The sequence below is a fragment of the Candidatus Thermokryptus mobilis genome (genome assembly GCF_900070205.1).
In the GTDB taxonomy this organism is placed as follows: domain Bacteria; phylum Bacteroidota; class Ignavibacteria; order Kryptoniales; family Kryptoniaceae; genus Kryptonium; species Kryptonium mobile.
In genome coordinates this window covers 152,574-164,690 of record NZ_FAOO01000001.1, presented here as the reverse complement: position 1 = coordinate 164,690, position 12,117 = coordinate 152,574, and the positions used below count along the sequence as shown (strand labels likewise).

Here is a 12,117-nt window from a genome sequence, read left to right as displayed (position 1 = left end):
AAAAAATTTGGAGGTTAAAATGAGATCGGCATATATAGTAACTGCACTTAGAACTGCTGTTGGAAAAGCGAAAAAGGGCACATTAAAAGATTTTCGTCCGGATGAAATGCTTGCAACTGTTATTTCGGAACTTGTGAGGCGAACTCCAAATTTAAACCCTGAAGAAATTGATGATGTCATAATCGGTTGTGCTTTTCCAGAAGGGGAACAAGGATTAAATATCGCAAGGATAGCAAGTTTGAGGGCTGGTCTACCCGTTAGCGTTCCAGCGATAACGATTAATAGGTTTTGTTCCTCAGGTTTGCAATCAATTGCTTTCGCTGCCGAAAGAATTATGCTTGGTCATGCAGATATCATTATAGCCGGTGGCGTTGAATCAATGAGTTTAGTCCCGATGACCGGAAATAAATTTTCCGCAAATCCATATCTTGCTGAAAATTATCCCGAAGTTTATATCAGCATGGGCTTAACAGCTGAAAGAGTTGCAAAGAAGTATCAGATAACACGCCAGATGCAGGATGAGTTTGCTTTTAGAAGTCATCAAAAAGCATTGAAAGCGATTCAAGATGGAAAATTTAAAGATGAAATCGTTCCACTTAAGGTCGTGAATAAATATATAAACGGCAAAGGAGAGAAGGTCACTGAGGAAAAAATTTTTGACACTGATGAAGGACCAAGAGCTGATACATCGCTTGAGAAACTTGCGCAACTCAAACCCGCATTTAAAGAGGGCGGAACTGTCACCGCTGGAAATTCATCGCAGATGAGCGATGGAGCAGCAGCTGTAGTTGTTATGTCTGAAGATAAAGTCAAGGAGTTGGGCTTGAAGCCGATCGCAAGGTTTGTGTCATTTGCTGTTGCGGGTGTCCCACCAGAAATTATGGGCATTGGACCTGTTGAAGCAATACCGAAAGCGTTAAAATTAGCAGGACTTAAACTTGAAGATATCGGTTTGATTGAGCTTAACGAGGCTTTTGCTGCTCAGACGCTTGCGGTTATAAAACTTGCTGGGTTAAATGAGGAAATAATTAATGTTAATGGTGGTGCAATCGCTTTAGGACATCCCCTTGGTTGCACGGGATCTAAACTTACGGTGACGCTTTTAAATGAGATGAAGAGAAGAAATGTTAAATATGGTATGGTCACGATGTGCATTGGCGGTGGGATGGGCGCAGCGGGAATCTTTGAGCTTGTTTAAACTTGAACCCCGACCCCAAATTAGGGTCGGGGCTATTTTTTTATTGGGCGCTCTTAACATAATCAAGATAGATAATGATAAGAGAAGCACCTGCAAGGGCGAGATTTTTGAAGAAATGTGCCATTTGATTTGCCGAAAGCCCAGGGTCTTGAACTCCCCAAAACTTATGCATTATAAATGCGGTCGGAATCAGGAAAACTACAAGTAAAATCGCTCCAATAGTTGTATAGAAATCAAATAAAACGCTCAAACCCCCAAGGATGATCATTAATCCAGTCAAAGGGACTAAAATCTCCGGTGCTGGAGCTTTCATCATTTGTGCATAAGCGACCATGTCTTTGCGATTTCTAAAATGACCAAATCCAGACATTACAAAGAGAACCGAAAATAGAATTCTACCAATTATCCAAATTGCTTCCATTTTTTCACCTCGTTTATTTTTGTTTTTAAGATAGTTCTTTTTTAAGTAAACCAAGTTCAACTGAAATCGCGCCAGGTCCGAATACCAAGATTGCCAGGGCACAACCAAACAACGCAAGGTCAAGTTCAAATCCGACGCCAGGCTTATCAAATGGAGCTATAAGCCCGACTTTTAGTTTGGCAAATAATGTCGCACCTATCATATTAATTGCTATCAAGAGTCCAACCCAGCGTGATAAGATTCCAAGTATTAAGGCGATCCCGCCAAAAAATTCAACGAGCGAAACTATCACAGCAAAAAATCCGGGGAATGGAATTCCAAGCTGGCTAAAAAATTGGGTCACGCCGTGTATCCCCCAAACGAACAACTTCGGATATCCATGGGCGATGAATATCACGCCAAGTATCAAGCGAATCACGAAAAGAGATATGTCGCTAACGACTTTGTTTGAAAGTTTCGTCAACATGGTTCTAACTTATTTTTGTTTTGGTTTTGTTAAATATCAGCTGCTTTTTTCTTAACAAGACGCCCCGTTTGATAGTCCTCTATCGCCTGGTAAATCTCCTCTTTTGTGTTCATGACGAACGGACCCCACCTTGCTATCGGCTCATTTAAAGCTGGTGCGCAACCGATCAAGATAACTGAATCTTTTAGAGCGTTAAACTTAATAGCGTTTCCATCATCGGATAAAACAGCGAGGTTTCCTTCTTCTATCTTGATATTTCCTGGAAATTCAATTAAACCTTCCGAAACAACACAAAAGCAAGTTGTTTTATCAGGTAGCTCAAACTCAAAATCTTTTCCCGCAATTAATCTCACATCAATATATAAAAATTTGTAATATGCAAGGTTGACCTGTTTCAAACTCATAAATTCACCAGCTAAGAGATTTATCTTAATGTCGTTCTCACTGAGCTCAACTGCTTTGAAATTGTGATAAAAAGGATCGCTCATTTTTTCTTTTGCTGGCGAATTTAACCATAGTTGAAATCCCCAAAGCAAGCCGTTTTTCATCTTTGGCATTTCACTATGAATCACACCGCTTCCGGCGTTCATCCATTGTAGTCCTCCTGAAATTAAAGTGCCTTTACTTCCGGTACTGTCCCAATGTTCAAACTCTCCATTTATCATATAAGTCAATGTTTGAAAGCCACGGTGTGGGTGTGGAGGGAAGCCTGCTATGTAGTCGTTCGGGTTATCACTTTTGAACTCATCAAGTAGAGGAAATGGATCAAGATAATTTAGATACGGCGTACCAATGTATCTTCTCAACCGAACGCCGGCACCATCTCTGACTTCCATTCCCGGGAAAATTCCTTTTACAGAGCGATATTTTTTTATTTTAATCATTTTAATTTTAAATTGCTTTTTGAAATTGTGCGAGATAATTTGAGAATTCAGCAAGGGTTTTTTTGTTGATGCTGAAGTAATGAAATTGTCCCTCCCTTCTAACATTAACGAGACCGCTTTCCGTTAAAATTTTAAGATGATGTGAAATTGTCGGTTGCCTTAAACCGATTCTTTCGGTTATCTCTTTGCAACTTATTTCTTTTGATTTTGCTATCAGTTCAAAGATTTTACATCTTGTTTCATCCGCAAGCGCTTTTGCAAGTTTTGAGATTTTAGTTTTCGCCATAGTTTTTCGTTTAGAAATATAGATAAACTTCTATATGAATATAATGAAAAATTTCCCCTTTGTCAAGTCAAAAAGATTTTTTACACGGGTTTGCGACTTTTGAAATTGAAATTTTGCGTTGACCCTTTCAACTTGCATTTTTTCCTCTGATTCACTATATTTATTTTGGCTTTTGGAGCCGTGGTGCAATCGGTTAGCACGCCAGCCTGTCACGCTGGAGGTTGCGGGTTCGAGCCCCGTCGGCTCCGCAAACAAAAAAGGGCAGGTCAAATGACCTGCCCTTTGCTCTTTCTGACTAAAACTTATCTTGCAAGGACCATCTTCCTCGTCGCCGTGAAACTACCAGCTTGCAACCTGTAAATGTAAACACCACTCGCAACATACTCACCATAGTCATTCTTCCCATTCCACTGAACCTTGTAAAGACCAGGCTCATACTCCTGACCATCAATCAAGGTCCTTACAACTCTACCCGTTATATCATAAATCACAAGCTTAACATTGCTCCTCTTCGCTATTGAAAACTCAATCGTCGTGCTTGGGTTAAATGGATTCGGATAGTTCTGGCTTAACTCAAATTTGCTTACGATGCCTGCAATCTGTTCAACCTTCGTTGGCCACCAACTCCTGAAATACCTCCAAAGGGTATCCGCCAGTTGAATATCTGTTGCCTCGGTCCAATCCGTAAGATTTGCATCCGTCGGTATACCAAAAGTCGGTATATTCCCTGTTGGATTCCTATGACAACTTATAGCACAAGAGTTGATCATCCCCTTGGTCGGAGTTGTGACATTCTTATAATCAAGCGTTTTCTTCGGGGAGATAACTTCAAAAGTATGGCTGTGAATATCATACGCCCTAGCTGTTATAGCTGTCTTCGCCATATGGCACTTTGAGCATCTGCTAGAACCACCGGTGTTATTCTGATTTTGAGGATCATAACTATGATGTGTATGCCTTGAAACAACCGCAGCGATTGTATCCTTATTCGCAACTGGATCTTTAATCATAGCCCTCGTCAAACCAGCAAAGGGACCATAGCCAGCATGACAAGCAAGACAAAGGGTATTATCATCATTCCCCGTCTTTATCCAAATATAGGTCCCACTTTGATCCCGAACATAAAGCGAATCAACTATCTGATGCGGATTACCAGTAACTTTATGTGGATTATGGCATTCAAAGCAGGTCAACTTGTGATATGGATTCGTGTAATGCTTTGACTTTAAAATATCATTATATTGCTGATGATGCATACGGGATGTATAATTATCTGGCCAAAGACCCGGTTTATGAACGACATAAAGACCAAGTGAATCCCCAGGGATATACGCCTTATCGTTTGTTTCATCCCAGGCATATTCATAAGTAGCCCCCGAACTTGAACCACGGAAGTGGCACTGTCCACATACTTCAAGCTGTCTTTCATATGATAAATTCTTTGGATTAATTATTTTTGTCTTGTCCCCTGCTAAAGCATGTTCAGCCCCGGGTCCATGGCAATTTTCACATCCTATCACCATATCTTTAAAGTCGTTGTTGTTAGCCCACTTCGCAATCCAAAATGTATCATTTTGAGCGCTCACATATTTAGTTATATTAAGTCCTGTAACATGACAACCCACACAATTCTTATCATAAGATTTGCTTCTAAATGAATTCGTGTTCGTTGCTTTTAAGGTCCCATCGCTATTAAACCAATTTCCAGGATTATAAGGAACCCAAGTCCCCGTTGAATTGTCAAGATAACCCTTCATGTTCCACTGTATCGGAAGCATATAATAACTGCTGTCAATTTTCACAAGATATCTCTGTTTCCATCCAAAACCATACACCAAGGCAATCTCATATTCAACTGGAGTTCCTGAACTTGGAACGAGCTTAGCATACCATTTTGTCCCGTCAGTTCTAAGCTAAACCTGGGCATTGCCATAAGATGAGCCCATTGAAACTGTTTGAGTAAAATCCCCGCGGACTGTTTCTGAACTGGGCAATTGATGAATTTTCGTATGAAGCGTCTGCTTGTAATCCTTCGCAACTGGCTTAACAAAAGAGTGACAAGTCAAACACCTGTCGGTTCCAACATAATTTGTTTGAGAAAACAAAAAGCACGAAAGAGTAAGTAAAATGAATAAAAGTGTTAATTTTACCCTCATCTCATCACCTAACTTTTTGTTTTAAAATGCAATAAAATTTAACTGCAAAATTTATGCCAAAATTAAACAAAAATTGAGGGGACAAAATTGGAAACAATGCAAATTTGCCACATTGATAAAAAGGCAGGTGTGTCACATTTCAACAGAGCGCTTAATAAAACTTATTACTTTAACTTGCTTTTTCAGGACAAAATAAAAACCAAATAGCCCATTTACAATATACCCAATGCCATGGGTCAAAACAGCATACCCGAGGGCGACTTCGTGTTTTACACCATAAAGCCCAACAAGAGCACCAGTAATAAAAGAATGATAACTTCCAATCCCACCGGGTGTAGGAAGAATAAAGCCGAGCGTTGAAACGACAAATAAAACGAGCGCTGTGAAAAGATTAATTTTTGATCTATCTATGTTGAAGGCAAAAAGTGGAAAGTAAGCAGCAAAAATATAACAAGAATAAATTGAAAAGCTTAACACAAAAATTTGCCAATAAGCCCCCTTATATCTTAAAACTTCAAACCCGGAGATAAACGAATCAATAATTTTCACAACCTTATCCGCTAACGAAGGACTGAAAAAACCAATAAATTTGCCCAACACCCTTAAAAACCCATCCTTCCATATCAAGACACAAACAATCAAAAACAAAATAACAAAAATAGCAATGCTAACTGTAGAAACAACATTACTAAGCCAGGGATAATGTTTGTCAAATATCTTCCTGTTTTGGAAAATCGCTATCCCAAAGAAGAAAATTGAAAATATTATATCTATTATTCTTTCAAGTAAAACACTTGCTATGGTTGATGCTTTTGAAATTTTTTCATCATTGCTGAGCGTATAAGCCTTTAAAACCTCACCGGAGCGTGGGAAAATATTATTAGCGAGATAACCTATCATCGTTGCTTCAAAGAAGTGAACAAGCGATGTGTTTTGCTTTACAGGTTTTAAAAGATATTTCCAACGCCAAGCCCTGAAAAAATTTGACAAAATGATGAGAATCAACATTAAGACGATATAAATATAATTGACACTTCCAAAAACCTTTAGAAAATCACCCCAGTTTAAACCCTTAAAAGACACATAAAGAAACGCCCCCGCAATTCCAAAACCGATGATTAACCTTAAAAAATTTTTCAAATCCCTCATCAAATCCCAAATTTTATTTACCTTAAATCAACAACCTTGACACCCGCGGGAATTGAAAATTTAAATATAGAATCATCAACCCCAGAATTTAACTTCACACTTTTAACTAAATAAGTTGTGACAGTTCCACTTATGTCAGTTATTTCAACTTTTATAATTTGAAAATCACCTTCAACAACCCATATCTTCGCGGACTCAACAGATGAATTTTCATCCCGAGGGGTGAGTTTTAAAACATAAACTTTTTTGTTGTCGCTTCTCTCCGTCTTTAAAATCACAGGTATATATTCATCAGAGATTGAAAGCAAAAACTTTTCAGGTGAAGAGGTATTTCTATCTTCCCTATATCTGTCAATTATCACTTGAGCATTGACCTTTGAATAAAGCCAGCTCGTCACGCCATCAGTCACAATTGTTTGCTGTTCCGTTTCAATTCTATATTTATTCTTTTTTTTGAAATAAAATGTCCCAGAAAAATTTTGTTCAAACTTTGATACACCGTATTTAACCGTCTGCTCAAACTTAACAACAGCATCGTCAACCGAAGCATACTTCTTTTTTAAACCTTCAATTATCTCCTTCCCGGATTGGGCTTCACAAAAACCAAAAATTAAAATCAATGACAAAAAAATCCCGATGAATTTCTTCATATCTCCTCTACCTATTTTTTTTCAAAATCTCATCAAGTTCATTCTCACTTCCAATTAAAACTTCTCTTGCTTTATTACCTTCAATCTGTGGACCAACTATACCCTCCCTTTCAAGCTGATCCATAATCCTAGCTGCTCTAGCATAACCAATTCTTAATCTTCTTTGAAGTAGAGATGTTGATGCTTGCCCAAACCTAACGACTAATCTCGCTGCTTCCTCAAATAATTCGTCAAAATCTTCTCCGGTGTTAATCTCTACTTTCTGCTTTTCAACGATGGATGGAAGCTCATACGGTCTATCATACCCTGGTTGGCTTGAGATATAGTCAACTATTTTCTCAACCTCCTCTGGCGAAACAAAAGCATTTTGAATCCTTATCGGCTTCGTTGCACCGGCGGGCAAGTAAAGCATATCCCCACTTCCCATCAATTGTTCAGCGCCGTTCATATCAAGTATAGTTCTTGAATCAACCTTTGAAGCAACTTGATATGCAATCCTCGTCGGGAAATTTGCTTTTATAATTCCAGTTATGACATCAACAGATGGTCTTTGTGTCGCAACAACAAGATGAATCCCAACCCCCCTGGCAAGCTGAGCAAGCCGTGTTATCGGCTCCTCAACATCAGTTGAACCAACAAGCATCAAATCAGCAAGCTCATCTATAATGACAACTATATAAGGAAGTTCAAAATGTTGAATTTCATCAGTGCTTTTTATTTTCCCCTGCTTAACCTTTTCATTGTAATCTTGAATATTTCTGACACCTGCTTTTGAAAACTTCTCATATCTTTCATTCATCTCAAGGACTAAGCTCCTCAAGACAACGATGGCGTTTTCAGGTGTCGTGATTATATCCTCATCAACATCGGGACAAACGGCAAGATAATGATTTGCAAGCTTACGGTAATTTACAAGCTCAACTTTTTTCGGATCAATTATGACGAACTTAACCTCGGATGGATACAACTTGTAAAGCAAGCTTACAATTATCGTATTTATCCCGACGCTTTTTCCGGAGCCAGTTGCTCCCCCTATTAAAAGATGTGGCATCTTAGCAAGGTCATCGCAATAAACTTCACCTGTTATTGTCTTGCCCATGGCTATTGGAAGAATGCCTTCAAAATTTTTAAACTCAGGTGATTCAATTACACTTCTTATCCTTACAATTGAGGGTTTCTTGTTCGGAATCTCTATCCCAACGGTTCCCTTCCCGGGCATCGGGGCTATAACCCTTATGCCACGAGCAGCAAGAGCAAGCGCTATATCGTCAGCAAGGGAAACGATCTCCCTCACCTTGACATCAGCAGCTGGAACAATTTCATAGAGGGTTACAACGGGTCCTGGCGTTATACTTATCTTCTCTACCTCTATATCAAAATTTGCGAGTTTCTTTCGCAAAATTTCAGCATTTTGATTAAGTTCCTCTTCGTCAGCGATTGTCTCCTCATCGGATTCTTCAAGTAACTCAACGGGTGGAAGTTTAAAGTCGATTTTCCTTACTGAAACATCCTTAACAGCACCAGGTTGAATTTTGGAAGGCTTTGACCTCTGAGGTTCAACTTTTTCAAAATCCTTTTTCTCTGGCGTCGTTATAACAATTTCAGTGCCCTTTGCGTTTTTCAGCTCAACTTGCTTTACAGCTTTGATATTAGCTTGTTTAACTTTCTGCGGTTGCTTTAACTTTGACCAAAGACCTAATAGGGAATCAGATGCTTTTGCAGCAAAGTCATAAAAATTTACTTCAACTACAAAGCCAATGAAGATAAAGAACACAAAAAGAAGCAAAATCATGCTACCAATTTCACCAAAAAGTTTAGTCAAAATATCAGCTAAATATATTCCAACACCGCCACAGACCTCAACTCTAAATTCATCCGTCCCGAAGATCAGCTTTAAATTTCCAAGAAAAATTGAAAGCAAGAAGGAAAACACCAACAGATAAAACGAAAATTTCAAAATGCTTTTTGATAATTTATCCAAAAATAAAGCCACACCTAAGATTACAAGAATCAACCCAATGAAAATAGAACTGTAACCGAAAAGATAATTTAAAAACAGGAAGGAAAGTTTTGCTCCGAAGAAACCAAGCCAATTTTTAGTTCGTTCAAGCTTTATGCGAACAAGTTCATCACCGGTGAAAATTTTACCGATTTCTGACAAGGATAGAAGATTTGCCTCATCCCTGGGGGAATAGGAGACGATGCTTAAGATCAAAATCAAACCAAATGCAAAAATTGAAATTGACAGCGCAAATTTGTGCTTTACGAAGAAATTTCCACCTTTTGCTTTTTTCATTAAAATAAAAAATCATATTTTTCTTTCTTCACAAAATTACCTAAAAAAACAAATTATTGCAACCTTTCAATCCTGACCCAATGAGTTGAGTATGTTGACATAACTCATATATCTTCGCTTGTCAATTTTTCCTGAGTAAAGAGCGTCCTTAACTGCACAATCTGGTTCATGTGTGTGAGTGCAATTTGAAAACTTGCAGTTATCAATATACTTTCTGAACTCAGGGAAATAAAAACCGAGTTCCTCTTTTTCAATTCCAGCAAGTCCAAATTCCTTTATCCCTGGGGTATCGGCAATAAACCCACCAAAGGATAACCAGTGAAGTTCGGTGTGAGTTGTTGTATGACGACCTTTTCCTGTTTTCTCACTTACCTCGCCAGTTACAACATCAAGTCCTGGTTCAATGGCGTTAATCAAGGCTGATTTCCCAACCCCTGACTGACCGACAAAAACGCTTGTTTTGCCCTTCAAAATTTCCTTCAAATCCTCAATACCCTCACCGGTTTCAGCACTCGTCTTTATAATCTCATAACCGACCTTCTTCCCATAAACCTTGATGAAATCATTGACCTCTCTCCAATCTTCAATCAAATCAATTTTATTTATGCATATTATTGGTTTGATATTGTTTCTCTCGCTTGCAACAAGCAACCTGTCCACAAATCCCCACGGAACATGGGGCATATTAAATGAAGTTACAACTATCGCTTGATCAATGTTTGCAACGATGACATGTTCAAGCTCTCTCCTTCCAACAGCTCTGCGATAAAGTTTGTTATATCTTTCTAAAACCTCTTCTATTACACCAGTTCCATCTTCAAGAACTCGCACTTTAACATTGTCACCCGCGACGACAGGACTTGTGCTTACTTTATCTTTAAGTCGCATCTTCCCCCTTAACTTACAAAACAAAACGTCCTCACCAATCTGAACATAGAAACCCGTTCCATGAGCGCTTATAACCTTGCCTAAGAGCAATTCTTCTTTCTTTTCTTCAACCATAAAAACAGACCTTTTTTATTAAAAATTAAACCACGAAAAGCACTTTTCAAAATTTTTCCCGACCACCCAATAAATTGCCCCTATTTCACTGTTTCATAATTACAAATAATTTCTTGTAAAAATTACATAAATTTTGAGTTAAATAGAGATAAAGCATTGCACCTGAAATAAAAATCATTGATTTTCAATTTTGTTTATTAAATTGGACTTTTCACATAAACTGGCACAACAATTGAGGTAAATAAGTGGAGTTTAAAACTAAAAATGCTGATTGGAAATGTTGAAAAGAATCTTAAAAATATCGTCTGTTCTAATGCTTTTGAGCTCGGTCATCTTAGCGCAAAATAAACTTTACATAGAGGGTAAAACTGAAATAACGGGACAGAAAACAGAAGCGTACCTCATCCTCTCAAATGTAGATACGGTTTTAGGCGTTCAAATGACCTTAACATTGGATAAGCCATCTATCGCTGTTGACACGATCATTACGGAAATCTCAAACTCTATTTTTAAATATTACTCCCCCGATAGCCTTAGGACAAACATCGTCATGCTCGTAAACCGTGGTTCTGAGCTTAAACCTGGAAAACATAGTTTAGCAAAAATTATCTTTAAAACTTTAAATCATACAACGAGCGACACAGTTAGGGTTGGAATTGAGAATCTCCTTGTGATTGATCCAAGTGTTAGAAAGCTCAACGCAATTGGTGAGGGTATAATGTTCGTTTTAAAAGGAGCAAGTTCTTTTGAAGTGAAGTTAAAGATAAGTTATTCATCAATTGTCGTGTCGTTTAAAAATAATGAAAGGGTTACAAATCTAAACTTTGAGCTTAAAGTCAAGGGAAATTCCAGTGTTGATTTTGTATCGCCAATGCCGAGGATAGCTGGGTTTATGAACTTAAATTATGAAGTTAAAGATAAGGTGCTGAAAGTTAAATTGACTTCAACATCGTTCAACGAGCTTGAACCTGGTGAAGGTGAAATTTTCTTTATCACTGGGAGATTTAACAGCACCGATGACATTGAAGTCACAAAAATTGAGGCGACAAGCTCCAATGGTGTTATCGTAACGCCGAATTATAAATTGATTTCAAGCGATGTCTATCCATCCGACTTTAAACTTTTCCCGAACTATCCAAATCCCTTTAACCCAGCGACTACAATAAAATTCACTCTCCCATTTGAGACAAGGGTTCAAGTAGCTATCTTTGATCTGTCCGGGAGAATGGTCAAGGTTTTAATTGACAGGGTAATGCCAGCAGGTGAACATTTCGTGACCTGGGATGGTACAGATGAAAATGGAAATAAAGTTAGCTCGGGCGTTTATATCTACAGAATGTATTCTGAAGAATTTGTTGATGTCAAGAAGATGATTCTGACAAAATAATAAAGGCGGGCTTTTAAGCCCGCCTTTAAAATTTAGAATCCATATCTTAAACCAAGTAAAAGCTGAAACGATGATACCTTCCAATCAATATCTTCCGCAACCTTTGATAAACCTATATCGTACCTTCCCCCAACAAAAAATTTAAAATTGCTAAATTTTATTTCATAACCCAAACCAATCGGCAAACTAAAACGATTCTTGGCATCTTCAATCTTTACTGAA

12 protein-coding genes, 1 tRNA gene and 1 pseudogene are annotated in these 12,117 nt (G+C 38.2%); 3 read left to right on the top strand and 11 right to left on the bottom strand.

The window, feature by feature from the left end; all coding sequences use genetic code 11:
* The first annotated feature begins 19 nt into the window (after window positions 1-19).
* A complete protein-coding gene (locus tag FKZ43_RS00705) occupies window positions 20-1,198 on the top strand; it encodes an acetyl-CoA C-acyltransferase (RefSeq protein WP_140943951.1) in 1,179 nt (392 codons plus the stop codon).
* Between the two features lie 40 nt (window positions 1,199-1,238).
* Here FKZ43_RS00705 and FKZ43_RS00700 read toward each other — a convergent pair whose 3' ends face one another.
* Genes FKZ43_RS00700 through FKZ43_RS00685 form a run of 4 tightly spaced genes read right to left on the bottom strand, consistent with a single transcriptional unit; the run spans window position 1,239 to window position 3,255 of the window.
* Entirely contained in the window at window positions 1,239-1,619 is a 381-nt protein-coding gene (locus tag FKZ43_RS00700; protein WP_140943950.1) for a DoxX family protein, read from the bottom strand.
* Window positions 1,620-1,644: 25 nt separating this feature from the next.
* Window positions 1,645-2,085: a DoxX family protein gene (locus tag FKZ43_RS00695; protein WP_140943949.1), complete on the bottom strand. Its 441-nt coding sequence runs from the start codon at window positions 2,083-2,085 to the stop codon at window positions 1,645-1,647.
* 29 nt (window positions 2,086-2,114) lie between these two features.
* Window positions 2,115-2,969, bottom strand: coding sequence for a pirin family protein (locus FKZ43_RS00690; RefSeq protein ID WP_140943948.1), 855 nt, complete (start codon window positions 2,967-2,969; stop codon window positions 2,115-2,117).
* 7 nt (window positions 2,970-2,976) lie between these two features.
* The gene (locus tag FKZ43_RS00685) at window positions 2,977-3,255 is read right to left on the bottom strand and encodes an ArsR/SmtB family transcription factor (protein WP_140943947.1); all 279 of its coding nucleotides are present in this window, start codon (window positions 3,253-3,255) and stop codon (window positions 2,977-2,979) included.
* A gap of 174 nt (window positions 3,256-3,429) precedes the next feature.
* Here FKZ43_RS00685 and FKZ43_RS00680 point away from each other — a divergent pair.
* Window positions 3,430-3,503, top strand: a tRNA-Asp gene (locus tag FKZ43_RS00680).
* 54 nt (window positions 3,504-3,557) lie between these two features.
* Here FKZ43_RS00680 and FKZ43_RS00675 read toward each other — a convergent pair.
* From FKZ43_RS00675 to rsgA, 6 genes are all read right to left on the bottom strand, one after another.
* On the bottom strand, window positions 3,558-5,090 hold the full coding sequence (locus FKZ43_RS00675; RefSeq protein WP_140943946.1) for a T9SS type A sorting domain-containing protein: 1,533 nt from the start codon (window positions 5,088-5,090) through the stop codon (window positions 3,558-3,560).
* Window positions 5,091-5,168: 78 nt separating this feature from the next.
* The gene (locus FKZ43_RS00670; RefSeq protein WP_140943945.1) at window positions 5,169-5,411 is read right to left on the bottom strand and encodes a hypothetical protein; all 243 of its coding nucleotides are present in this window, start codon (window positions 5,409-5,411) and stop codon (window positions 5,169-5,171) included.
* Between the two features lie 132 nt (window positions 5,412-5,543).
* The gene (locus tag FKZ43_RS00665) at window positions 5,544-6,560 is read right to left on the bottom strand and encodes a lysylphosphatidylglycerol synthase transmembrane domain-containing protein (RefSeq protein ID WP_140943944.1); all 1,017 of its coding nucleotides are present in this window, start codon (window positions 6,558-6,560) and stop codon (window positions 5,544-5,546) included.
* A gap of 17 nt (window positions 6,561-6,577) precedes the next feature.
* Entirely contained in the window at window positions 6,578-7,210 is a 633-nt protein-coding gene (gene lolA1 / locus FKZ43_RS00660) for an outer membrane lipoprotein periplasmic chaperone LolA1 (protein WP_140943943.1), read from the bottom strand.
* Window positions 7,211-7,217: 7 nt separating this feature from the next.
* Window positions 7,218-9,506 (bottom strand): FtsK/SpoIIIE family DNA translocase, encoded by a 2,289-nt coding sequence (locus FKZ43_RS00655; RefSeq protein ID WP_140943942.1) that lies wholly within the window; start codon window positions 9,504-9,506, stop codon window positions 7,218-7,220.
* 66 nt (window positions 9,507-9,572) lie between these two features.
* Window positions 9,573-10,508, bottom strand: coding sequence for a ribosome small subunit-dependent GTPase A (gene rsgA, locus FKZ43_RS00650; RefSeq protein WP_140943941.1), 936 nt, complete (start codon window positions 10,506-10,508; stop codon window positions 9,573-9,575).
* A gap of 277 nt (window positions 10,509-10,785) precedes the next feature.
* Here rsgA and FKZ43_RS00645 point away from each other — a divergent pair, with 277 nt between their 5' ends.
* Window positions 10,786-11,895 carry a FlgD immunoglobulin-like domain containing protein gene (locus FKZ43_RS00645; protein ID WP_140943940.1) on the top strand — a complete coding sequence of 370 codons (1,110 nt, stop codon included), beginning with the start codon at window positions 10,786-10,788 and terminating at the stop codon, window positions 11,893-11,895.
* A 32-nt stretch (window positions 11,896-11,927) separates the two neighbouring features.
* Here FKZ43_RS00645 and FKZ43_RS11360 read toward each other — a convergent pair.
* Window positions 11,928-12,117: pseudogene (locus tag FKZ43_RS11360) on the bottom strand (hypothetical protein); the annotation flags it as partial.

What these genes read in the sequence shown, in the direction of transcription:
- FKZ43_RS00700 (WP_140943950.1), bottom strand. Translation starts at nt 1,619, where the DNA reads ATGGAAGCAATTTGGATAATTGGTAGAATTCTATTTTCGGTTCTCTTT.
- lolA1 (WP_140943943.1), bottom strand. Translation starts at nt 7,210, where the DNA reads ATGAAGAAATTCATCGGGATTTTTTTGTCATTGATTTTAATTTTTGGT.
- FKZ43_RS00685 (WP_140943947.1), bottom strand. Translation starts at nt 3,255, where the DNA reads ATGGCGAAAACTAAAATCTCAAAACTTGCAAAAGCGCTTGCGGATGAA.
- FKZ43_RS00665 (WP_140943944.1), bottom strand. Translation starts at nt 6,560, where the DNA reads ATGAGGGATTTGAAAAATTTTTTAAGGTTAATCATCGGTTTTGGAATT.
- FKZ43_RS00690 (WP_140943948.1), bottom strand. Translation starts at nt 2,969, where the DNA reads ATGATTAAAATAAAAAAATATCGCTCTGTAAAAGGAATTTTCCCGGGA.
- FKZ43_RS00670 (WP_140943945.1), bottom strand. Translation starts at nt 5,411, where the DNA reads ATGAGGGTAAAATTAACACTTTTATTCATTTTACTTACTCTTTCGTGC.
- FKZ43_RS00655 (WP_140943942.1), bottom strand. Translation starts at nt 9,506, where the DNA reads ATGAAAAAAGCAAAAGGTGGAAATTTCTTCGTAAAGCACAAATTTGCG.
- FKZ43_RS00695 (WP_140943949.1), bottom strand. Translation starts at nt 2,085, where the DNA reads ATGTTGACGAAACTTTCAAACAAAGTCGTTAGCGACATATCTCTTTTC.
- FKZ43_RS00645 (WP_140943940.1), top strand. Translation starts at nt 10,786, where the DNA reads ATGTTGAAAAGAATCTTAAAAATATCGTCTGTTCTAATGCTTTTGAGC.
- rsgA (WP_140943941.1), bottom strand. Translation starts at nt 10,508, where the DNA reads ATGGTTGAAGAAAAGAAAGAAGAATTGCTCTTAGGCAAGGTTATAAGC.
- FKZ43_RS00705 (WP_140943951.1), top strand. Translation starts at nt 20, where the DNA reads ATGAGATCGGCATATATAGTAACTGCACTTAGAACTGCTGTTGGAAAA.